The following is a 21,886-nucleotide window of genomic DNA, read 5'->3' on the forward strand; positions in this document are numbered from 1 at the left end:
GCCTAACCGCACGCCGCGGTTCGATAATCGGCCGAACGCAGGATCCCGCACAGATCGGTCCGCGACAGCTTCCAGGCGCCGTCGAGATAGATGAAGTGCACCACGGTGGTGCGGACGGCGGTACCGGAGCCGTCCTTGTCCAGTCGTAGCGTCGCGGTCACCGTACCGTCGTGGTTGTCGAACACCGGATCGGTCACCCCGTACACGGCCCGCGGATTGTCCTGCAGCGCCTTGTACATATCGGGGATCGCCTGCGCGAACGCTTTCCCGTCCTCGATCAGCGCGGTCCGCTCCGAATCCGGCAGAGCCGGATCCAGGGCCCGTTTTATCTGCCCGTCCAGTTCGGCGGCCGTCGGGAGCGAGCGGGACGCGAGTTCCCGTGAGGTCGCCGCCGCGGACGAGGACAACGCGGCCTTCGCCGAGGATCGCGCCGCCGCCACCGCCTCCTCGTCGACCCCGGAACCACAAGCGGTCACCGAAACGGCCGCCGTGAGCAGAATGACGAGTGACATAAATCCCGTGCGCGCGCCGTGCACCAGCCGGAAAACAGATGTGTACCGCATCACATAATGAATACCATCATTCACTGCATACCTTCGATCACCGACCCGATCCGGGCCAGCAACGCCCGCACGGTCGGAACATTACGTCCTCGCGGCGGCCGCTCGGCGGCAGGGAGCAGATCACGGACCAGTGCCACCACACTGCGGCTGTCGTCGAGATCGGTGTCGGTCACATGGGTTTCCGCGACGGCCACCACATCCTCGGGTCCGGGCACCGCCTCGGGAGGGAGGTCGGGCCGATAGACCTCCAGGCGCAGCGTCGCCCGCACTGTGCGGAACGCGAACGACCGCCCGTCACCGGTCCGACCGAATCCGTGCGCGAACGGGCCCGTGGTCACCTCGTCGGCGGAAAAACCCGGCACCTCGTGCATCGTCAACTCCTGACCTCCGCACCCTCTGATCCGTACGTTAACCCGGCCCCCACCGGAGCCCGGCTGCCGACACCCCACATACCCCGATGGCACCGTCGCCAACCCTGTCGTGATCAGATATTCGAATGCAGCATCGGTCGTTTCCGGACACAGAGCACCGGGTCCGGCGCCGGAGACCACGCGGTACCGTCGTCGCGATACTGCTCACCGCCGCCGTCGCGCTGACCGGCTGTTCGGGCGGCGGCGAGCCCGGCCCCGGCGACGTACCCACCCGTGAACCGGCGACACCGGCGGTTTCGCCGCCGGTCACCACCGCTCCCGCCGGGCAGGTCCATCCGGCCCCGACCGCGCTCACCGCTCTCGTCGGCGCCCCGGGCCGCGGCAACCTCGCCGGTCTCGATCCCACCGGGACCACACTCACTGTGTTCACCCCGGCCACCGAACCGCCCACCACCCATGAGGTGCGGCTACCCGCCCCGGCCACCGCGATCGCCGCCGGCACCGCCGGGGAGATCCTCGCGGCCGCCGACGGTGCGATCCTGCGCGTCGATACCGCGACCCGCGCCGTCACCCGCATCCCCGTCGACGGCGAGCTGCACAGTGTGCGCTCCCGTCCGGACGGCACCCTGATCGCCGGCACCGGCGACGGGCGGGTGCTGTTCCTCGACCGGGAGGGCCGCGTCCAGCGGACCGTGTCCGGTCTGGTGTCCGCCGACGCGATCGCCCTCACCGGCGACACCCTCGCCGTCCTGGACCGCCGACAGACCCTCCTCACCGAGATCGCAGCCGGTGACGAACGACTCGGGCTCGCGCTCCGGGCCGGAGCCGGGGCCGCGAACCTCGTGGAAGCGACCTACGACCGGGTCGTCGTCACCGATCCCGACAGCGGCCAGCTCCTGGTGTTCACCACCGATCCACTCGTGCTGCGTCAGCGCTACCCGGTAGGATCGTCGCCTTACGCACTCGCCTACGACCGGCATTCCGACACCGTGTGGGTGACGTGCACGCAGAGCAACGAGATCGTCGGCTACGACCTGTCGACGGGGACACCGCGGGAGGTGGGCCGGTATCCGACGATCCGGCAGCCGAACGCGGTGACCGCCGACGAGACGACCGGCGATCTCTACATCGGCTCCGCGACCGAACCGGGTCTGCAGCGCATCCCCGCGGACCAGCGCAAGAGAGGGCAGTGATGGCATCCACTCGACGTGCAGCGACCTCGCGCACCACGCTCCCGGCCACCTGGGAGACCACCAGCGACGACTACGAGTACGTGCCGCTGCGCCTGCCGCCGGATGTCACCCGGGTCACCGCCTCGATGCGGCTGGCGATCCAGGCCGAATACGGCGGCTGGGAACTCTCCCGGGTCCGCGCCTACACCGACGGCAGCCGCCGCGTCCTGCTGCGCCGCCGCAAAACCGCGACGACGAGCCCCGCGGGGCACTCTGTGGAGCTATGAGCGTGCTGTATCGGTTACTGCTGCGAGTCATGTTCCTGGTCCCGCCGGAACGCATCCACCGCCTCGTGTTCGGGGTGATCCGCGCGGCCACCGCGCTCGCCCCCACCCGGGCACTGCTGCACCGGTTGTTCGGTGTGGACGATCCCATTCTGCGGACCACCGTGTTCGGGGTGGAGTTCGCCGCCCCGCTCGGTATGGCCGCCGGATTCGACAAGGACGCGACGGGAGTCGACGCCTGGGGCGCACTCGGCTTCGGGTTCGCCGAGATCGGGACCGTCACCGCCGCCGCGCAGCCCGGTAACCCACAGCCCCGCCTCTTCCGGCTGCCCGACGACCGGGCCCTGATCAACCGGATGGGCTTCAACAACCACGGTGCCGCGGCCGCGGCCGCCCGGCTGCACGGACGGAAGACCACCGTGCCGATCGGCGCGAATATCGGCAAGACCAAGGTGGTCGACGCCGCCCAGGCCGCCGAGGACTACGCCACCAGCGCCCGGCTGCTGGGCCCGCTCGCCGATTTCGTGGTCGTCAATGTCAGTTCGCCCAACACCCCGGGGCTGCGGGATCTCCAGGCAGTGGAATCACTGCGCCCGGTCCTCGCCGCCGTGCTCGACAGCGTGCGGGTGCCGGTACTGGTGAAGATCGCCCCCGACCTGTCCGACGAAGACATCGACGCGGCCGCCGATCTGGCGGTGGAACTCGGCGTGGCCGGCATCGTCGCCACCAACACCACCATCGGCCGCACCGGCCTCGCCAGCGACCCCGCCGAGGTCGCCGCGATCGGGGCCGGTGGACTGTCCGGTCCCCCGGTCGCCGACCGCTCGCTGGAAGTGCTGCGACGGCTGTACGCCCGGGTCGGCGACCGGCTGGTGCTGGTCTCGGTGGGCGGGATCGAAACCCCTGATCAGGCATGGGAACGAATTCTCGCCGGGGCTTCGCTCCTGCAGGGCTACACCGGCTTCATCTACGGCGGTCCGCTGTGGACCCGGAACATCCACCGGGGAATCGCGGCGCGGCTGCGGGCCGGCGGCTATCGCAGCCTGGCCGACGCCGTGGGCGCCGGCCACGCCGCGCACCGCTGAGCGGAGCGGACACTCACGCGGCGGAACCGCTGCGGAGGGCGCCGGGGCCGCCCAGGTGCGGGACAGCGCCCGCCGGTAGCCGATCGTGCAGGAACCGCGCCTCCAGTATCCGGGCCTCCACCCGGTTGGCCAGCAACACGACCACCTGCTCCCATACCAGCCCGAGCTGCTCCACCGATTCGGCGGCGCGGGTCAGCGCTGTCTCGTCGGATACCAACCCGGGATCGGACAGGGTCTCGTCCACGGACATACCGGCATAGGCCTGTTCGAACGACAGGTCACGGTCGGGCAGCCAGCTCAGCCGCCACCACGAACCGTGCCGGGTCTGCACGCGTTCGGCGAATTCGGGGGAGATACCGCTGGTCATCAGCCAGTCGGTGATGTGGATGGTCACAGCTGCCTCCTCAGGGGGCTCGGCACCGAGACCGGGCCGGTGAAACGGCCGGCACGGCATCGCTGCCGTCGGGAATGTGGATCAGGACACGCTCGGCGCATCTACACAGAAGATGGCTCGGGGTCCGCGCCAGCTCGATCCATACCTCGCCGTGCCTCGTAACGACGTCCTCTGACCAGGGATTTCCTCACTGCGATCACCAGGCCCTCCCGTCCTCTGGATCGAGGGAAAACTGTCTTTCAAGTCTGTCATTTGACGGTCTACCGGTCAATGCAGATGTCAAACGCCCTTTGCACTATGGTTATTGCCATTAGCGAGGGTGCTGAAACCCCGAGCGGCGACGGACCAGCTGAAAGGCGTGCCATATGGTTCCTCACGACGACACGGCAATCGTCGCGATCCGCAATATCCTCACCCGGCTCTGCAAACGCTCCGGCCTCAGCTTGGAGCGGCTGCGGACAACCGAAATCGATATACGCCCCCTCCTCGACCTCCCTGCGGTCAGGCGATACGCGGAAGACCACGACACCACCCGGCCCCAAGCCGTCCTCCCGGTCGTACGCGAACACGCCCGCCGGTTGCCGCCCACTCACCGTGTGATCACGGACGCCGAATTGTCCCTCGGGCTCCTGGAGGGAGAAGGGCACGATATCGATCGCGCGGCGCTCTACTCCCAGGACCTCGGTGCACGCCGTGAATACCTCGCGGCGCACTGGCGTCGGTTACACGAACTCGCGGCAGCCGACCCCATACCGCCGGCTCCCACTGTGCGTTCTCTCCGCGCGACCCCCGAACGCCGTGCCTTCACCGCTCTCGCCGCGTTACTTGTCACCGGCGCAGTTCACAGCGACGACATGTACGGCCGTGTCCCTGCACGAGCGAGTACCGGGACCCTCACGGTCATCGGTGATGCGGTGATCGACCACGTCTACCAGGTAGATACCATCCCAGACGCTCGCGGTTTCGCCCGAGGGCGTTTCACAGCAAATCCGGGCGGCAAGGGACTCAATTGTGTCATCGCTGCGGCACGCCTGGGCATCAACGTCAGGTTCATTGCTTCCGTCGGCGATGATGAGGGCGGCCGACGCATTATTGATTACCTACGATCCGAAAACATCGACACTTCGCTGGTGAAGGTCGTCCCGAAGGCGGCCACGCCGATCACCGCCCTGATCGTGAGTCGTACTGGTGTCACCGGCACCATCGCATGCACCGATGACCGAATCCGGCTGACCGATACCGAACTCACTGCTCCGCTCGTCAGATCCGCCCTCGCGGATTCCGATGCTGTTCTCATCACCCTGGAGCCTCCGCTTCCGGTAATCGAACAGGCCCTGAGCACCGTCCAAGCCCTGGCCGACCGCCCACCGGTACTCGTCACCTCCGCGAAGGTCGACTCTCCACAGGTCCTCTATCGGTATTTGCCCTATGTGGACTATCTGATCGGTTCGCTCCGGGAACTCGACTACCTCGTTCCCGAAGTCCCCGCTCGATCGGGTCCTCATATCGCGGAGCAGCTGCGAATGCTCGGCGCCAGGGCTGTATGCGTAGTCGAAGATTTCGGATGCACCGTTCGCTCCGACCGCCTCACACTCGATATCCCCCGAATGCAGGCTGCGGCACTCACAGACATCCCAGGCTCACGATCCGCCTTCGTGGGCGCCCTCCTCTATCGCCTGTTGTCGGTGGCCGGGGACGAAGGACGGTTGGACACAGAGCGCCGTTTCGCGGAGGAACACGACTTTGCCTGGGCAACCGCCGCCATGGTCGCGACACAGGCGTTCGCCGGGGATATACCCGGCACGATGCCGACCGTCGACGAGGTGGATCGGATCATTCGCCTGACATCCGAGAGCCACTGAGAGTGGCGTACGGGCGTGTGGCCCTGGGAGATTGCTATCGACCTCAGGGCCGAACGCCACAGCGCATCTCACTCGGCCTCTTCTTCCGCTGCGCACGCAGGCGATTTCGCACCCCGGACACCGAATGCTCGGTAACATAGTGATCCACATCACTGCCGCGGTAACCGTCTCGGCGGTACCGGTGATACCCGGGTCCGCGGCATCCAGCACCGGGATCGGACCATGACCACAGATATCGTCTACCGGCACCGCACGGGCGCCCTCGTCGGCACCGTGCCCGCCGCCTTCCAGCAGACCATCACCCTGCGCCCCGACGCGGTCGCACTGCGCACCGTCGGCGGCACTCGGCAGATCACCTGGCGCGAGTACGGCGACCGGGTCCGGGCGCTCGCCGCCGGACTGTCCGCACTCGGCCTCGCCCGCGGCGACACCCTCGGCGTGATGCTCACCAACCGGCCCGAATTCAACCTCGTCGACACCGCCGCCCTGCACGTCGGCGCCACCCCGTTCTCCGTTTACAACACCTGCTCCCCCGAGCAGGTCGCGCATGCCTTCACCAACGCCCAGAACAAGATCGTCGTCACCGAACAGCAGTTCCTCGACACCGTTCGCGCCGCGGGGGTGCCGCTCGACCACATCGTCGTTGTCGACGGGCCCGCGGAAGGCACCACCGCCCTGACGGACCTGGAAGCCGCGCCCGACCCGGATTTCGACTTCGAGGCCGCGTGGCGGGCCGTCGAACCCGGCGATCTGGTCACCGTCATCTACACATCCGGCACCACCGGCCCGTCCAAGGGAGTCGAGCTCACCCACCGCAATGTGCTCGCTCAGATCATCGCGCTGAACAGCGGTCCCATGGATGTCGGGCTCGACGACCGCGCCCTGTCCTATCTGCCCGCCGCGCATGTCGCCGACCGCATCTCCGGACACGCCATCAACCTCGTCACCGGGATCCAGATCACCACCGTCCCCGACCCCCGAGAGATCGCCGCCGCGCTCCCGGACGCCCGGCCCACGGTGTTCTTCGGCGTGCCGCGGGTCTGGCAGAAGATCAAAGGCGGCGTGGAAGCGAAGCTGGCCGCCGAAACCGGCGCCAAGAAGGCCATCGCGCAGTGGGCGGTGTCCACCGGAATCGCCGCCGCCCGAGCCGATCTCGCCGGCACCGGCCGCGGCCCGCTGCTCGATCTGCAGCACCGCGCGGCCGAGAAACTGCTCCTCGCCAAGGTGCGCGCCGCCCTCGGTCTGGCGGACCTCCGCGTCGCGTCCTCGGGTGCCGCACCCATTCCACCGGAAACCCTCGAATTCTTCCTGGGCCTCGGGTTCTGCGTCTCCGAGGTCTGGGGAATGTCGGAGACCAGCGGTGTCGCCACCTACACCGAACTCGACAAGCCCCGCCCCGGCTCGGTGGGCCGCCCGGTCGACGGTGTCGAACTGCGCCTCGCCGAAGACGGCGAAGTCCTCGTGCGCGGCGAGATCGTCACCCACGGCTACCGCGGTATGCCCGAGAAGACCGTGGAGGCGCTCGACGCGCAGGGGTGGCTGCACACCGGCGATATCGGTGCCCTCGATCCCGACGGCTATCTCCGGATCATCGACCGCAAAAAAGAGATGATCATCAACGCGAGCGGTAAGAACATCGCCCCGAGCAATATCGAGAACGCCGTGAAAGCGGCCTCCTCGTTGGTGGGTCAGGTTGTCGCACTCGGCGAAGCCCAGCCGTATATCACCGCGCTCATCGTGCTCGACGCGGATATGGCGGCCGTGCGGGCCAAGGAGATCGACGCCGCGGCAGCCGATATCGCGCAGCTCGCACAACGACCCGAGATCATCGAGGACGTGCGGGCGGCGGTCGCGGCGGGAAATACGAAACTCTCGCGGGTGGAGCAGATCAAACGATTCACCATCGTCGATACGGTCTGGGAACCCGGCGGTGACGAACTCACCCCGAAGATGTCACTCAAACGCGCGCCGATCGCCACGAAGTACGCGGCACAGATAGAAGCGCTCCGCGCCGACGCACCACCGGAGACCGTGATCGAGGTACGGCCCCGGTGAACGGCAGCGGCCCCGGCGGGAATCGCCGGGGCCGCCACACCGCGCGAAATTACTTCTGCTCGTAGGTGCCGACCAGAATCGCCCGCGCCAGAGTGTGCGAGAAGAGGTTGAACCCGAGGAATGCCGGGGAAGCCTCCGGCGGCACGCCCAGCGAGTCCACATCCACCGCGTGCACCACGATGAAGTAGCGGTGCGGACCGTGTCCGGCCGGCGGGGCCGCCCCGACATACCCCGCGAACCCGCCGTCGTTACGGAGCGTCACCGCGCCGGACGGCAGTTCGCCGCCCTCGCTACCGGCCCCGGCGGGTAGCTCCGTCACCGATACGGGAATATCCGCCACCGCCCAGTGCCAGAAACCGGAAGCCGTCGGCGCGTCGGGGTCGTAGACCGTCACCGCGAAGCTCTTGGTCTCCGCCGGGAATCCCGACCAGCTCAGCTGCGGCGACACATCCGCACCGCCGGCACCGAAGACACCGCTGACCTGAGCGTTGCCCAACGGCGCACCGTCGGATACATCGGTAGAGGTCAGGGTGAACGACGGAACCGAAGGCAGGGCGTCGTAGGGGTTGTCGGCCATGTTCTCCTCTTTCGAATCGGATCAGCTGTGCAACAGGAAGTGTTCCAGCACCTCGGTGCCGAACTCGAGCGCGTCGACCGGTACACGTTCGTCCACACCATGGAACAGGGCCGCGAAATCCAGCTCCGGCGGCAACCGGAGTGGCGCGAACCCGAAACACCGGATACCCAGATCCGCGAAGGCTTTCGCGTCCGTGCCTCCGGATAGCATGTACGGGACGGTCCGGCCCTGCGGGTCGTGGGCCAGTATCGCGGCGTTCATCGCGTCCACCAGATGACCGCCGAAGGTCGTCTCGTAGGAGTCGAGTTTGGTGATCCACTCCCGCTCCACATCCGGACCGATGAGTTCGTCCACTTCCCGTTCGAACGCGGCCTGCCGGCCCGGGATCACCCGGCAGTCCACCACCGCCTCCGCGGTCTGCGGAATGACATTCGCCTTGTACCCGGCGTTCAGCATGGTCGGATTGGCGGTATCGCGCAGGGTCGCGCCGATGATCCGGGAAATGGACCCCAGTTTGGCCAGCGTGCCCTCGATATCGGGGCTGCCCGGATCGAACTCCAGCCCGGACTCCTCCGAAACCGCGGCCAGGAACTCGGCGACCGAATCGGAGAGTACGAGCGGGAACGTATGAGTGCCCAGACGTGCCACCGCGGCCGCCAGGATGGTGACGGCGTTGTCCTCGTGCAGGAACGAACCGTGCCCCGCGCGCGCCTTCGCGCGCAGCCGCATCCAGCCCAGCCCCTTCTCCGCCGTCTCAACCAGATAGAAGCGCCGCTCGCCGCCGTCCGGGCGCGGGACGGTCAGCGAGAAACCGCCGACCTCACCCACGGCCTCGGTGACGCCTTCGAAAAGGTCGGACCGGTGCTCCACCAGCCACTGCGATCCCCATTTCCCGCCGTTCTCCTCGTCGGCCAGGAAGGCGAAGACCAGGTCCCGAGGCGGCACCGTCCCCTCGATCTTGAACTGGCGGGCCACCGCCAGCATCATCCCCACCATGTCCTTCATATCGATCGCGCCGCGACCCCAGACGTAACCGTCCTGTACCGCGCCCGAGAACGGGTGCACACTCCAGTCCGCCGCCTGCGCCGGCACCACATCGAGGTGTCCGTGCAGCAGCAGTGCGCCGCGACTCGGGTCGGCACCCGGCAGCCGCGCGAAGACATTGCCGCGGCCCGGTGCCCCGGACTCCACATATTCGGTGGTGTATCCGGCGTCTTCCAGTTGCCGCGCCACCCATTCGGCACACTCTCGTTCGCCCTTGGTGGTCGCGAGATCGCCGGTATTGGAGGTATCGAACCGGATCAGCATGCTGACCAGCTCCACCACCTCTGCCACGGCACGAGAACGAGCAGAACCCGAATTTTCACCTGTAGCGGCCACAGCCCCTTCCTACCATCCCGGGTGTCCTTGCTTCCTTTCGGTGCAACCGATGTTGGGCGATCCATGATTAGATGCGCATATCTACGTATGTCCATTCTAAACGGTCGATGCTCGATGCCGGAGTCGATGCGACAGGACGTGCCGTATGGGAACCGCAGGACCTCGAAACCCGCGGCGGGGTCCGGTCGGTCGATACGCCGCTCCCCCGGCCGGCACCGGATGCCGGTAAACCTCCCCCGCTGGCCCGGGCCTACTCGGCGGGCAGTTCGGAGAGCACTTTACGCAGATAGTCCCGGCTCTCCCCCGGGGTGAGCGCGATAACGCTCAACTTGTTCATCACCGTCATATACACCTCGACATCCTGCTTCTTCTCCAGGTACTGCGAGGTGGTGAGCTGCTCCATATAGACCATGTCCGGCAGTTCGGGTTCCGGAAACCGGAGAATACTGAACGAACCACCGGCCGCCGGATGGCCGCCCACCGAATAGGGCAGCACCTGGATCTTCACATTCGGCCGGTCGGAGGCGGCGATGAGATGTTCGATCTGATCCCGCAACTCGGGATAGCCGTCGATCGGGCGACGCAGCGCGTTCTCGTCCACGACCGCCCACAGAGTCGGCGCTGCGGCACGGCTCAGGATGTCCTGGCGGCGCATCCGTATACCGACCCGGCGTTCGGTCTCGTCGTCGTTACCGAGCGTGATCACCGACCGGGCGTAGGATTCCGTCTGCAACAGGCCGGGCACGAACTGTGCCTCATAGGTGCGGATCGTCGTCGCGGCCTGCTCCAGACCGATATAGTTCTCGAACCAGTTCGGCAGCACATCGTTGTAGGGCTGCCACCACCCCGGATCATTCGCCTTCTTCATCAGATCGAGGTAGACGGCCAGCTTCTCCGGATCGTCGACCCCGTAGAGCTTCAACAGGTCGAGCAGATCGCGCTCCCGGAACCGGGTCCGGCCCAGCTCGAGCCGGCTGATCTTGGCATGGGAACCGCGGATGTGATCACCCGCGTCCTCGCGGCTGATCCCGCACGCCTCCCGCAAACGGCGCAACCTGCTGCCGAGCGAGATACGTAGCACGGTGGGCCCGCGATCGGCTTCCGCCTGATCCGGGGTTTCGGAATCGTCTCGCTCGTGTGTCATGGTCGCCTCTGGCCAGTTCGTGCTGTGCTGCATCGTACGGCGCCCGCCACCGCCGAACCGCACCGGTCGGCAGGCAAGCCTACTATCCGGTACACGCATATTTCGGTAACGCGCCCGCTCCGGACGAGGCCGGCAGTTGCGCGGCAACCGGCTGCCGCGGACGTGCCGGTCGAATCCTACAGTGCCGCATACCCGTATCATCTTCCTGTTTGCACGCGGTATCAGGTTTCGTTGCGTAAACTCCCCCACGACACGACGTCCGGCTTCATCTGTACCGCGACGACCCGGGAGACGACACCGATGAGGGCATCGGCAGCAGGAGCGAGTACCCCAGGAGTTGTTCCCAGCATAGCGCGGGTCCCGCCGGCTCGCGAAGACGAACCGGCCGTGCCGTCCGGCGCCGGCCAACTCCCACGATCGGCTCGCGGCCGCGCGTATTCACCTGGTCCGCAACGCTTCTCGCACTCAACGGCGGGAGCGCTCATCCGGACGGATCGGGCACGGCCCGATAGGGTGGTCCGTGGTCGACCGGAACCGGCCGTCCCCGTCGAGGCAGTCCGCATCCACCGTACGTCCCGACGGACAGGACCCGGCCGCGCGCATCCGCCACCGACCGCCGCGCATATCGCCGCACCACCGGGTCACCTCTCGGCCCGGCCGATGCGGTCGTGTCCGGCCGCTTTCCCGTCACCGCACCATGCAGTTGGAGGTCCCGAATGTCCGACACAGTCCCCACCACCGAGATCCGCGCGAAACTCACCGAAGTCCTCGGCCACTCCAGTATCGACCTGGCCACGTCCAAGAAGGGAGTCAACTGGGCGACGAGCGCCTTCTTCGCCAACCTCGACGACGACCTCTTCCGCCTCACTCTCATCCTCGAGAACGGCGGCCGGACCCTGGACCAGCTCAAGGCCAACCCCAATGTGGGGGTGAAGGTCGTGCCGGGCGGGATCGCGGATCCCTTCGCCCAGGGCCTGGGCACGGCCACCCTGCGCGAGGGAGCCGGCCAGGACGAGACCTTCCGGGCACTGCTGCGCAAGGAACCCCAGATCGAACCGTTCTTCGCCACGCCTGTCACCGCGCTGGTGATAGATATCGACTGGTGGCGGGTCACGCATCTGGGTGGCGGCTGGCTGCCGGGCAAGGTCCTCGAGCGCAGTACGGACGCCTGAGGAGACGCCGCCGGGTGGACGGCTTAACATCGCCCTGTTCGATTCGCAACGTAGAGAGAGGTATTCATGGCCGAACCGGCTCCTCGGACCGGGGTTCGTGTCCCGGTCGGGGTGGACACCACCCGGCCCAGCATCGCCCGGGTCTACGACTACAGTCTCGGCGGCAAAGACAATTACGATGTCGACCGCGCCGCCTTCGAGCAGATCCAGCGGATCGCGCCACGGCAGGGCGACGTCTCCCGGATGAACCGGCGCTGGCTCCACCGCGTGGTGCGCTATCTGGCCGGACCGGCCGCCATCGATCAATTCCTCGATATCGGCGCCGGTTTGCCGACGGTGGGTAATACCCATCAGATCGCGCAGCAGGAGAACCCCGAGGCCACGGTCGTCTATGTCGACAACGATCCGGTGTGCAACGCGCACGGCCGGGTGTTGCTGGAACAGAACGAGAACACCCATTTCGTCTCCGGCGATCTCCTCGAGGAAAACACTCTGCTGGAGAACAAGAACGTGCTGCAGTACCTGGATATGGACCGGCCGATCGCGGTGATCCTGTGCGGGCTGCTGCACCACGTCGACGACGAACTCGAACCGGCGCGGGTCATGCGCGAATACATCGCCCGGCTACCGGCCGGCTCGTATGTCGCGATCACCAATTTCTGGGACCCGGACGACGAGAACCCGGAACTGCACGATCTGGCCGTGCGCCTGGAGCGGGCGTTCACCGAAATGGGGCTGGGTTCGGGATGGTACCGCACCCGCGCCGAGCAGCTCGAGTACTTCGACGGCCTGGAGATCATCGCGCCCGGGCTAGTGGAACTCGAGGACTGGTGGCCGGCCGGACCGGCGACCCGGCCGCGACTTCCGGAGGAGAAGGTGATCATCGGTGGGGTCGGATACAAACGCCCCGTGGAGAAAGTCCGATTGCGCAGTGTGAACGGAAACGGCTGACGAATCGCCCTGTTGTCCGGTGCTATCCGGCGCCGGGCTTCCACCCGGCGACCGCCACGACCCGGTAGCATCGAACCCGTTTGAGGCGCAATTGTTTTCACAAACAGGACAGCCCGGCCCGATATCGTGCCGAGCGCGCCCATCCGGGTTAGGCTCGACCCACTCCGACGACGTGAACCATTTTCTCGCGCAGTTCGATCGGCGCCGATTGCTCGCTCCGGCACCGCGTTCTACGCTTTGGTGACCCGAATCATATATCCAGCCAGTTTTTCTTTCGTCCAGAGAGAAGGTCGAGATGGCCGAACCGGCGCATCGGACCGGCGTTCGCAAACCGGTCGGCGTAGACACCAGCCGGGCCAGTATCGCCCGCGTCTACGACTACAGCCTCGGCGGCAAGGACAACTACGACGTCGACCGTGCCGCCTACGCGGCGATCCTCGAGGTCGCGCCCCGGCAGGGCGATGTATCCATCATGAACCGGCGCTGGTTGCACCGGGTCACCCGGCATCTGGCAGGCACCGCCGGTATCGACCAATTCCTCGATATCGGCGCCGGATTACCCACTGTCGCCAATACGCACGAGATCGCCCAGCAGCAGAACCCGGACGCCCTGGTCGTCTATGTCGACAACGATCCGGTGTGCAACGCGCACGGCCGGGTGCTGTTGGAACAGAACGACAACACTCATTTCGTGCCCGCCGACCTCCTCGAGGACAAAACCCTGCTGCGCAACACCGACGTGACGCGCTACCTGGATATGGAGCGGCCGATCGGGCTCATCCTGTGCGGGCTGCTCCACCATGTCGACGACGAACTCGACCCGGTCGGGATCATGCACAGATACGTGGACCTGCTACCCCCGGGGTCCTATCTCGCGATCAGCCATTTCCACGATCCGGGCCCGGCGGATCCGCAGCAGCACGCGCTCGCCAAAGAGCTCGAACGTCGTTTCACCGAAAAAGGTCTGGGCTCGGGCTGGTATCGCACCACCGAGCAGATCCTCGAATACTTCTGCGGCCTCGAACTCATCGAGCCGGGCCTGGTCCAGCTCGACGACTGGTGGCCCGCCGGTCCGCCGCTGCGGCCCCGGTACCCCGAGGAGCATGTCATGGTCGGTGGTGTCGCCTACAAGCCGGCCGGCGGCAGCACCGACCACCGGAATCGACCCGGGTAACCGCTACCCGTTGACGCGGCGGAAGGCGGCCAGGATTCCGGCCGGTATCCGGCCACGCGTCGACACCTCGTGTCCGTTGCGCAGCGCCCACTCCCGGATCACCTTCGCCGAGGCCGACCGGACCGGTCGCTCCCGTTTGGTCCGCGCGGCCCGACCCACCTTGCGGGCGAACGGGGTCCACTTACCGAAGCTTGCGCGCATTTCCCCCGCGTTGGCTTCGGTCAGATCGATTTCGTACGTCACGCCCTCGAACGCGAACACCACAGTTTCGGCCGCGGGTGATTCGCCGTCGAGGTCATCGATCAAACTGATGACGACCTTGCGCGCCATGGGCTTGCTCCTCCGATCACCGATTACCTTGCCAGATATGACATCAGCTACCCCGCGGCTGTGCGAATGACCGCGCTTGCCCGCAGCGCCGGCACAGCGACCTCGTCCGGGGGTTGTGAGCATACCGCTCCGGTCGCGGCTGGCGATGCCGGGGCGCGATCGATCCACCCGGGTTACCGTGACGGGGCCGAACGAGAGGACGAACCATGGGCGCGCGTCAGGCCGATCTGCCCGAGACAGTCGAGTTCCGGTTACCGCACCTGTCGATGACCGCACTCGCCTGGGGCGATCCGGGGGGCCGACTCGCCCTGTGTCTGCACGGTTTTCCCGACAGCGCCTGGACCTGGCGTCATCTCGGCCCCACTTTCGCCGACCGCGGATTCCGGGTGGTGGCACCGTTCACCCGGGGTTACGCGCCGACCGCGGTACCGGAGGACGGCGACTATCATCTGGGAGCGCTCGCCTACGACGCGCTCGCGCTGTATCGCGCACTCGGCGCCCCCGCGGACGCCGTGCTGATCGGTCACGACTGGGGCGCACTCACCACGAACACCATTGCGGCACAATCGGACTGCCCGTTCCACCGGGTCGCGTCGCTCGCAGTCCCGCCGGTTCCGGCCCTGCGCCCACGCCGGGACGCCGGCGTGGGCGCGTACCTGCGGCAGCTACGGTTCAGCTGGTACATCCTGTTCAACCAGCTACCGGGCCTCTCCGAGCGCTCGCTCGATCGGCTGATACCCCGGTTGTGGCACGACTGGTCACCGGGGTACGAGGCCGAAACGGATATCGCCCATACCCTGGCCGCGCTCCCGACCGCCGCCCACCGGACCGCGGCCCTGTCCTACTATCGCGCGTTCGTCCGGATCGCCGGGAAGCCGGCCGACCGTTACGCCGGCCTCCACCGGCACTGGGACGGCGCGCCGCGCGTTCCCATGAAGTATCTGCACGGTGACGCCGACACCACTGTGCACCCGGCATTCACCGCCGGGGTGGCCGAGGTTCTGGCACCGACGGGCGGAAGCGCCGTGACCGTACCCGGAGCCGGACATTTCCTGCATCTGGAACAGCCCGCACGAGTGGCGGAGCTGCTGCTGGACTTCTTCGCGGACGGCACGGCGCGCGGGGTCTGATTCGATCTCCGGGGCCCGAATGTGATTATTCGCTGCGGACCTATCGGACCGCCCCACTCCGGTGCGATTCCGCCGCTCGCTCCGCTATGGTTCCGGTCACATACGAGATATTCCCGCTTCCGCAACTATTACGGAGGCCCATATGATCGCGCGGTGGCAAATGAGTCGGAGACGAGCACTCTCATCGAGCACTTCGTGCTCGCCGTCTGCGACCCCGGACGGTGGCAGGGCGTCGATCGGCTCGCCGAACTCGACCTGACCCTCTCGCAGGCCCGGGTGCTGTTCACTGTTGTCCGTCGCCACGAGCCACAACCGATCCACACCATCGCGGGCGAACTCGGCCTGTCGATGACCGCGGCCGGCCGCAATGTCGACCGGCTGGTACGCCTCGGGCTGCTCACCAGGCAGGAAAGCCCGACCGACCGCCGGGTCAAGCTCGTCGGTCCCACCGAACACGGGCAACGGCTCGCCTGGGATCAGATCGCCGTCCACCGCGCGACGATCGATACGGTCGTCCACCGCTTGCCCGAGGCTTTACGGGAGGACCTGGGACGGGTCCTCAACGCCGTGCTCGAGTCCGGGGCCATACACAACGTGGTGGCGTGCCCCCCCGCATCGTCAGGAGACAATTCGTGAACGCAAGCCCAGCCCCCGCGACCGACGCGGGGGCTTCGGACAGAATCGACGCATCGGTCCTGAAACTGGCCGGTGTCGTGGTTCTCGGCGCCATCATGTCCATCCTGGACATCACGGTGGTGAACGTCGCGATGCCGACGTTCCAAACCGAATTCGACGTCGCCAACTACTCGACGGTGGCCTGGACGGTCACGGCCTACACGCTCGCACTCGCCACCGTGATCCCGCTGACCGGCTGGGCCGCCGACCGTTTCGGTACCAAACGGCTCTATATGACCGCCCTGGTGCTGTTCACCCTGGGTTCGGTGCTGTGCGCGCTGTCCTGGAACATCGGCGCGCTCATCGGGTTCCGGGTGATCCAGGGCCTGGGCGGCGGCATGCTCATGCCGCTGGGTATGACCATCATGACCAAAGCCGCGGGGCCGGAGCGGATGGGCCGGTTGATGGCCATCCTGGGTGTACCCATGCTGCTCGGCCCGATCCTGGGCCCGATCCTCGGCGGCTGGCTCATCGAGGACGCCTCCTGGCATTGGATCTTCCTGATCAACCTGCCGCTCGGCGTGATCGCGCTCGTCTACGCCTGGTTCATCCTCCCCAAGGACGAGCCGCGCGCCGGGGAGTCCTTCGATTTCGTGGGCATGCTGATGCTGTCGCCGGGTCTCGCGCTGTTCCTGTACGGCATCTCCTCCATCCCGGAAGAGGGGACCGTCGCCACGCCGAAGGTGTGGGCGACCATGCTGGTCGGCGGGGCGCTGGTGGTCGCGTTCGTGTTCTACTCGTTCAAGCCCAAGAATCCGCTGCTGGATCTGCGGCTGTTCCAGAATCGCGACCTGACCGTCGCCACGGTCACGATGTTCTTGTTCGCCGCCTCCTTCTTCGGCGGGCTGCTGCTGATCCCCACCTACTTCCAGCAGGTGCGGGGCGAAAGCGCGCTGCTGGCCGGACTGCTGGTCGCGCCGCAGGGCATCGGGTCGCTGCTCACCATGCCGATCGCCGGCATGCTGGTGGACAAGATGCCCGTCGGCCGGGTGGTCCCGGTGGGTCTGGCGATTCTCACCGCGACCATGTTCGGGCTCACCCAGATCGAGGCCGACAGCTCCTACTTCTATGTGCTCGGCGTGCTGTTCGTCATGGGTCTCGGCATGGGTCTGACCATGATGCCGCTGATGACGGCCGCGTTGCGCACGCTGAACGAGGCGCAGGTAGCACGCGGCTCCACGCTGCTGAACATCATTCAGCAGATCGCCAGTTCGGTGGGTGTCGCGGTGATCTCGGTAGTACTGACCAACCGGATGCAGAACTCCGAGGCGGTATCGGCCGGGCAGGCGATGATGGAGGCCCAGCGCACCGGTGAACAGCCCGATCCGTCGGTGCTGCAGTACATCGCGAGCCTCGGCGACAAGTTCGAAACGGTCATGCTCGGGGAGATGTCGGACGCCTACGCCGGCAGCTTCTGGGTGGCGTTCGCGCTGTGCCTGGTCACCCTCGGCTTCTCCGTCCTCCTTCCGCGCAAGGCGAGCGCGGTGGCGAAGTCCGATTCCGATACACCGGCCCCGGTGCTCATGCACTGATCTCCCGGCGTTCCGGAACCGCACCGCCCGCCCCGAACCACCCGGTTCAGGCGGGCGGTTGCGTTTTCCGGAACCAGTCGAGAATCCGCGGGAGGGCCTCCCGGATGGTGGCGCCGTGGTCGATATCGCCGAGGTCGATCAGTTCGGCGGAGGCACCCAGTTCGGCTTTGGTACAGCGCAGTGAGTTCTCGAAGGGGACACTGCGGTCCCCGGGGGCGGCGAACAACCGGACCGGTACCTTCGCGGTCCAATCGCACACGGTATCGCTGTCGGCCATGGCTCGCAGGGCGGCGCCGGTGGGGTTACGTGCCAGTTCCAGGTATTGCGGGGTCAGCAATTTCTGCGGGGTGTCCGGAAGCCCGGAGGACACGGCCAGCAGATCATGACGGCCGTCGAAGAGTCCGTCGATCCGCTGCGCGTAGGGCTGCTGGAACACCTCGGCCGGATCGTCGTAGAGGTGGTAGATCCGGTTCATCGCGGTGATCCAGTAGCCCAGGTACAGCACCGCCCGCCGACCCTCCACCCGGCCGTCCAGCGCGGCCGGGGCCTGGACCTCCTGTACGGCGTAGGCGCCGCTCACCGCGGCGACCGCGGCCGGGGCGAAACCCTCGACCGCTCCGTCGTTCAGCTCCCGGGCGAGCGCCAGGGCAGCTTGGGCGCCCTGGGAGAACCCGGTTACCAGCACGCCCGGGTCCAGATCGCGGCCCTGGTCGGCGAGTAGCGAACGGGTCGCCGAGAGCAGATCCGCCGAGGCGGAGGCCTCGGTGGGGGCGTGAGCGTAGGGATGGAAACCGGGGCCCTCCCCGAGACCCAGATAGTCCGGGGCGACCGCCGCGTAGCCGGCGGCGGCGAACTGGACGGTGCGGGCCCGTTCGGTCTCGCCGTCCGCCGACGGTGCTTCGTCGCGGCGCACCGTGGTTCCGTGCGCGTAGGAAACCACACGCAACCGCCGCACACCGGTATCCGGGACCACCACCAGTCCGCTGGCGGTGATGGGCGTCCCGTCGGCCGCGACTGTTTCGTACACGACCCGGTGGGCACGGACACCGTTCGCCCCGGCCACCGGGTATTCCCACTCGGCGAGATAGTCATCGGTCTCGGCGGCGGTCATCTCGAAGACGGGCGCCACCGAGACGACGCGGCCGCGCTCGGGCCGGTCGGCATCGTCACGCGCGCCGCACGCGGCCACGAGCAGGCACAGCGCACTCGCCATCGACACAAGCGCCCGGCGCATCGTCACCTTCGTTCTCCCGGCTGTGGTCCCGACCCGATCGGGCCTCACCGTAGCCGATCATCCGGTGGCCGGCCCGAGGCCGGGCGAGCATCGCGGACCGGCCGGCCCGCGCTCGGCGGAGCCCTGCGGGTTCGTGCGCCGCGGACAACGGCCGGGCGCTCGGATCCGGGACGAAACAACTCCGGGACCACCGACGATGACAGAGACGTGAACCCCGAAGTACTACCGCCGGCCGAGCGGCGGGACATGGTGCGACGCCTGATCGCGCTCTGTCATACCGTCAACGATCTCGTCGAGATCACCGCAGCCCCGGCAGCCGACGGCGGGCCGGACCCGGTGGCGCTCCATGAGCACGCCCAGCTGATCCAGACCGTGGTCCGCGATGTCGTGGTCGATCTGGTGGCGAACGGCCGCCAGTCGGACGCCGCCTGAACAGAAATCGCACCGGCCACCGCCGATTCGCGGCATGTTCCCAGTGGTGGACGCAGAATTACACTGGGTTGATGGTCAAACCGAGCCCGTGGGGAGCGAGCGGAGGTGACGGCGACACCGCGTCGAATACGGTTCGCACCGCGACAGCGGAGCCGGGCCCGTCTGCATCCGCCGGTGCCCGATCGGAGGTCTGGGAACGACGCCGGACCCTCGCCCGGTCCGGACTGCGGCGCGTGGCCGAACACGCCGAGGATATCCGCACCGCGCCGGCGATGAGCGGCAAATGGGGATATGTGATCACCGCCCTGGGCGGCGTCATCGTCTTCATCCTCATGTTCAAGCACTGGATGGTCGCGCACGGACCGGACGGTATGGCCGCGGCGACGCCGTTCGGCCAAGTCGACTCGACCACTCGGTATCTGACGGTCTGGTCCGCGCAGGGCACACCACCCGCCGCGGATCTCACCGGTTCGTGGGCGGTCGCCTCGAGCAGCATGATCGCGCTGACCATCGCCGCGATCGCCATCCATATCGCGACCAACTCCGAACGTTTCGCCCGTATCGCCACCGGCGGGGCGGTGCTCACCGCGCTGCTGGTGATCGCGAACATGCTCTATCTGACCGCCCGGCAGAAACAGCTCAAGACTATGACGATCCGCCGCTGGGACCTCGGTGGTCAGGTGGGTTCCTGGATCAACTGGGCTGTCAACGACGGGTCGAAACCGGTCGCCGGTCTGAACGAAGTGGAGTACGTCGCCAGCGGTACCATCACCACCGCCGCCATCGCGGCGGTGATCATCGCGGTGGGATCGGCGGTGATCGCCGTCGCGACCATGCCGCGTACCGCCACCGGGCCGCGGATGCCCTGGCGGGTCACCGTATCCCGCGAGACGGCGTCGAATTATACGGCCGAGCCCGCGGCGACTCCCCCGGCCGCTCCGGCGGCGGAACCCGCCCCTGCGTCCCCTCCGGTCTCGAGTGCGGCCCCGGACATCGGGCCCGATCCGAGCACTGCCGCAGATCCCGGGCCCGCCAAGAGTTGACGCGGGTCCGGCGCCGGTCGGTCCTCGGCTCCGGATCGATGTGGCCGTCGGCGGTCCGGGTACGACCGGCGCGGCCGTCCTGGATGGCCGGGCGCCTCGGCCGTGTACAGCGCACGCATCGCCGTCTCCACTGCTCGTATCACGCAGGGCTGTCGATACCGCGGCAGCGAATGCCCCGAGACCGTGCGCCGTGTAGTGTCGCGCGCGGTGCCGGATCAGCTGCGGCACAGGGGAAACTCCTGAGTATTATCCGGCGGCCCCCAGTCGGCTCGAGCGATCGCGAGGCATATGTTCCCTGACCAGATCTCCACCCATTACCCCGTCTCCCCCATCCCCGACGACGTCTACGGCCGTGGGGCGCCCATTCCCGCGCCCCGGGAGCCCGATCTGGTGATCACGGCACTGCTGTGGTTCCTGCTCGCGACGCTGGCGATCGTCTCGGTGGTGATCTCCCCCTGGTTCCTGCTCGCCACTGGGGTGTGCGAAGGGCGTGCGGACTGCAGCGCCGATCCGAGCACGGGTAACTGGATCATCGTCCTCGGCGGCTGCTTCGGCTTCCTGATCGGCGCGGCCACCACTATCAATGCCGCGCGTAGCGGCCGGGCACTGTACCCCGGCGCACTGCTCGGTTTGGTCCTGGTACTCGCCGCCTGGCTGGCGGGTTCACTGTTGATGGGCTGAGCGGGCGCCGAGCCGCGGGCACCGGAAAGCGATGCCCGCGGCTCGACCGCTCACGATGGCGCGGTCGCGAAGCGCTGATCGGTATAGCGGCGCAGGTTCCCCAGGAAACGCCGGAACGCCAGATGCATCACCGGGGTGGCCAGGAACGCGGTGAACCGGGCGGGACCGGCCAGCCGCTGGGCCAGCGTCCAGGTGAGCCGGCAACCCTCGGGGGTCTCCACGATGCGGTAATCCTCGGCGAACGCCGCCAGCGTACCGGTGGAGCTGCTGTTGAAACGGAATGCCATCCGGGTGTTCGGCTCCCAGACCAGGAACTCCTCGTCGCCGACGATCCCGCCACGCATATCGACCACCCGGGTGGTACCGACGCCCCGGGGTTCGGGAGTGGTCCAGGTGACCTTGGTGATCACGCTCGCCCAGTGCGGCCAGGATTCGGCGTCGGCCAGCACCTCGAACAGTTGGGCCGGTGTGATCGCGAGATCCACACTGTTGCTGAACCGCAAGGGAGCGTTGTCGATGAATTCCAGACCGACGCGCTCACACGGATGCAGGGGGCTCATCGCCGGCCACCGCCGTTTCCACCCACCTGTTCCCGGTTGCTCATGCGCAGGATCCTCTCGTCGGTTGATACAGCCGCGCCCTCCC

At 67.3% G+C, this 21,886-nt stretch carries 23 protein-coding genes; 14 read left to right on the forward strand and 9 right to left on the reverse strand.

The window, feature by feature from the left end:
* Positions 1-2: 2 nt before the first annotated feature.
* Positions 3-563, reverse strand: coding sequence for a hypothetical protein (locus tag ACQPYS_RS15090; protein ID WP_433489904.1), 561 nt, complete (start codon positions 561-563; stop codon positions 3-5).
* 20 nt (positions 564-583) lie between these two features.
* Entirely contained in the window at positions 584-934 is a 351-nt protein-coding gene (locus ACQPYS_RS15095; protein ID WP_433489905.1) for a hypothetical protein, read from the reverse strand.
* 125 nt (positions 935-1,059) lie between these two features.
* Here ACQPYS_RS15095 and ACQPYS_RS15100 point away from each other — a divergent pair, with 125 nt between their 5' ends.
* The 3 genes from ACQPYS_RS15100 to ACQPYS_RS15110 are packed head-to-tail and all read left to right on the forward strand — an operon-like array spanning position 1,060 to position 3,475.
* A complete protein-coding gene (locus ACQPYS_RS15100) occupies positions 1,060-2,127 on the forward strand; it encodes a hypothetical protein (RefSeq protein ID WP_433489906.1) in 1,068 nt (355 codons plus the stop codon).
* Positions 2,127-2,393, forward strand: a complete 267-nt coding sequence (locus ACQPYS_RS15105; protein ID WP_063034597.1) for a DUF5703 family protein — start codon at positions 2,127-2,129, stop codon at positions 2,391-2,393. The genes ACQPYS_RS15100 and ACQPYS_RS15105 overlap by 1 nt, the downstream gene beginning before the upstream one ends.
* A 5-nt stretch (positions 2,394-2,398) precedes the next feature.
* Positions 2,399-3,475 carry a quinone-dependent dihydroorotate dehydrogenase gene (locus tag ACQPYS_RS15110; protein ID WP_063034932.1) on the forward strand — a complete coding sequence of 359 codons (1,077 nt, stop codon included), beginning with the start codon at positions 2,399-2,401 and terminating at the stop codon, positions 3,473-3,475.
* Positions 3,476-3,488: 13 nt separating this feature from the next.
* On the opposite strand, the gene ACQPYS_RS15115 is transcribed toward ACQPYS_RS15110, so the two are convergent.
* Positions 3,489-3,869 carry a hypothetical protein gene (locus ACQPYS_RS15115; protein ID WP_431938104.1) on the reverse strand — a complete coding sequence of 127 codons (381 nt, stop codon included), beginning with the start codon at positions 3,867-3,869 and terminating at the stop codon, positions 3,489-3,491.
* A gap of 767 nt (positions 3,870-4,636) precedes the next feature.
* Between ACQPYS_RS15115 and ACQPYS_RS15120 the strand changes: the two genes are divergently transcribed.
* Positions 4,637-5,731, forward strand: coding sequence for a carbohydrate kinase family protein (locus ACQPYS_RS15120; protein ID WP_433489907.1), 1,095 nt, complete (start codon positions 4,637-4,639; stop codon positions 5,729-5,731).
* Between the two features lie 222 nt (positions 5,732-5,953).
* Positions 5,954-7,786, forward strand: coding sequence for an AMP-dependent synthetase/ligase (locus ACQPYS_RS15125; RefSeq protein WP_433489908.1), 1,833 nt, complete (start codon positions 5,954-5,956; stop codon positions 7,784-7,786).
* 49 nt (positions 7,787-7,835) lie between these two features.
* On the opposite strand, the gene ACQPYS_RS15130 is transcribed toward ACQPYS_RS15125, so the two are convergent.
* From ACQPYS_RS15130 to ACQPYS_RS15140, 3 genes are all read right to left on the reverse strand, one after another.
* Complete coding sequence (locus ACQPYS_RS15130; RefSeq protein ID WP_030520006.1) at positions 7,836-8,363, reverse strand: YbhB/YbcL family Raf kinase inhibitor-like protein; 528 nt, start codon at positions 8,361-8,363, stop codon at positions 7,836-7,838.
* A gap of 21 nt (positions 8,364-8,384) precedes the next feature.
* Entirely contained in the window at positions 8,385-9,743 is a 1,359-nt protein-coding gene (locus tag ACQPYS_RS15135) for a M20/M25/M40 family metallo-hydrolase (protein ID WP_433489909.1), read from the reverse strand.
* A 250-nt stretch (positions 9,744-9,993) separates the two neighbouring features.
* Complete coding sequence (locus tag ACQPYS_RS15140; protein WP_063034601.1) at positions 9,994-10,887, reverse strand: helix-turn-helix domain-containing protein; 894 nt, start codon at positions 10,885-10,887, stop codon at positions 9,994-9,996.
* A 716-nt stretch (positions 10,888-11,603) separates the two neighbouring features.
* On the opposite strand from ACQPYS_RS15140, the gene ACQPYS_RS15145 reads away from it, so the two are divergent.
* From ACQPYS_RS15145 to ACQPYS_RS15155, 3 genes are all read left to right on the forward strand, one after another.
* Positions 11,604-12,059: a hypothetical protein gene (locus ACQPYS_RS15145; RefSeq protein WP_433489910.1), complete on the forward strand. Its 456-nt coding sequence runs from the start codon at positions 11,604-11,606 to the stop codon at positions 12,057-12,059.
* A gap of 66 nt (positions 12,060-12,125) precedes the next feature.
* A complete protein-coding gene (locus tag ACQPYS_RS15150) occupies positions 12,126-13,010 on the forward strand; it encodes an SAM-dependent methyltransferase (protein WP_431938100.1) in 885 nt (294 codons plus the stop codon).
* A 295-nt stretch (positions 13,011-13,305) separates the two neighbouring features.
* A complete protein-coding gene (locus ACQPYS_RS15155; RefSeq protein ID WP_433489911.1) occupies positions 13,306-14,184 on the forward strand; it encodes an SAM-dependent methyltransferase in 879 nt (292 codons plus the stop codon).
* A 3-nt stretch (positions 14,185-14,187) separates the two neighbouring features.
* Here the strand turns inward: ACQPYS_RS15155 and ACQPYS_RS15160 are convergent, their stop codons facing one another.
* Positions 14,188-14,514: a histone-like nucleoid-structuring protein Lsr2 gene (locus ACQPYS_RS15160; protein ID WP_431938098.1), complete on the reverse strand. Its 327-nt coding sequence runs from the start codon at positions 14,512-14,514 to the stop codon at positions 14,188-14,190.
* Positions 14,515-14,720: 206 nt separating this feature from the next.
* Here ACQPYS_RS15160 and ACQPYS_RS15165 point away from each other — a divergent pair, with 206 nt between their 5' ends.
* From ACQPYS_RS15165 to ACQPYS_RS15175, 3 genes are all read left to right on the forward strand, one after another.
* Positions 14,721-15,644 carry an alpha/beta fold hydrolase gene (locus tag ACQPYS_RS15165; protein WP_433489912.1) on the forward strand — a complete coding sequence of 308 codons (924 nt, stop codon included), beginning with the start codon at positions 14,721-14,723 and terminating at the stop codon, positions 15,642-15,644.
* 153 nt (positions 15,645-15,797) lie between these two features.
* Entirely contained in the window at positions 15,798-16,280 is a 483-nt protein-coding gene (locus ACQPYS_RS15170) for a MarR family winged helix-turn-helix transcriptional regulator (RefSeq protein ID WP_431938096.1), read from the forward strand.
* A complete protein-coding gene (locus ACQPYS_RS15175; protein ID WP_431938095.1) occupies positions 16,277-17,851 on the forward strand; it encodes a DHA2 family efflux MFS transporter permease subunit in 1,575 nt (524 codons plus the stop codon). Before ACQPYS_RS15170 ends, ACQPYS_RS15175 begins: the two co-directional genes overlap by 4 nt.
* A 46-nt stretch (positions 17,852-17,897) precedes the next feature.
* Here the strand turns inward: ACQPYS_RS15175 and ACQPYS_RS15180 are convergent, their stop codons facing one another.
* A complete protein-coding gene (locus tag ACQPYS_RS15180) occupies positions 17,898-19,085 on the reverse strand; it encodes an alpha/beta hydrolase (RefSeq protein ID WP_157107088.1) in 1,188 nt (395 codons plus the stop codon).
* 207 nt (positions 19,086-19,292) lie between these two features.
* On the opposite strand from ACQPYS_RS15180, the gene ACQPYS_RS15185 reads away from it, so the two are divergent.
* The 3 genes from ACQPYS_RS15185 to ACQPYS_RS15195 all read left to right on the forward strand — a co-directional run bounded on the left by ACQPYS_RS15185 (position 19,293) and on the right by ACQPYS_RS15195 (position 21,241).
* Positions 19,293-19,517 carry a hypothetical protein gene (locus ACQPYS_RS15185; RefSeq protein WP_433489913.1) on the forward strand — a complete coding sequence of 75 codons (225 nt, stop codon included), beginning with the start codon at positions 19,293-19,295 and terminating at the stop codon, positions 19,515-19,517.
* Positions 19,518-19,588: 71 nt separating this feature from the next.
* Positions 19,589-20,560, forward strand: a complete 972-nt coding sequence (locus ACQPYS_RS15190) for a hypothetical protein (protein WP_433489914.1) — start codon at positions 19,589-19,591, stop codon at positions 20,558-20,560.
* 288 nt (positions 20,561-20,848) lie between these two features.
* Positions 20,849-21,241 carry a hypothetical protein gene (locus tag ACQPYS_RS15195; protein ID WP_431938092.1) on the forward strand — a complete coding sequence of 131 codons (393 nt, stop codon included), beginning with the start codon at positions 20,849-20,851 and terminating at the stop codon, positions 21,239-21,241.
* Positions 21,242-21,291: 50 nt separating this feature from the next.
* On the opposite strand, the gene ACQPYS_RS15200 is transcribed toward ACQPYS_RS15195, so the two are convergent.
* Positions 21,292-21,792 carry an SRPBCC family protein gene (locus ACQPYS_RS15200; RefSeq protein ID WP_433493049.1) on the reverse strand — a complete coding sequence of 167 codons (501 nt, stop codon included), beginning with the start codon at positions 21,790-21,792 and terminating at the stop codon, positions 21,292-21,294.
* Positions 21,793-21,886 lie beyond the last annotated feature (94 nt).

This window comes from Nocardia grenadensis, from assembly GCF_050942415.1.
Classification (GTDB): Bacteria; Actinomycetota; Actinomycetes; order Mycobacteriales; family Mycobacteriaceae; genus Nocardia; species Nocardia grenadensis.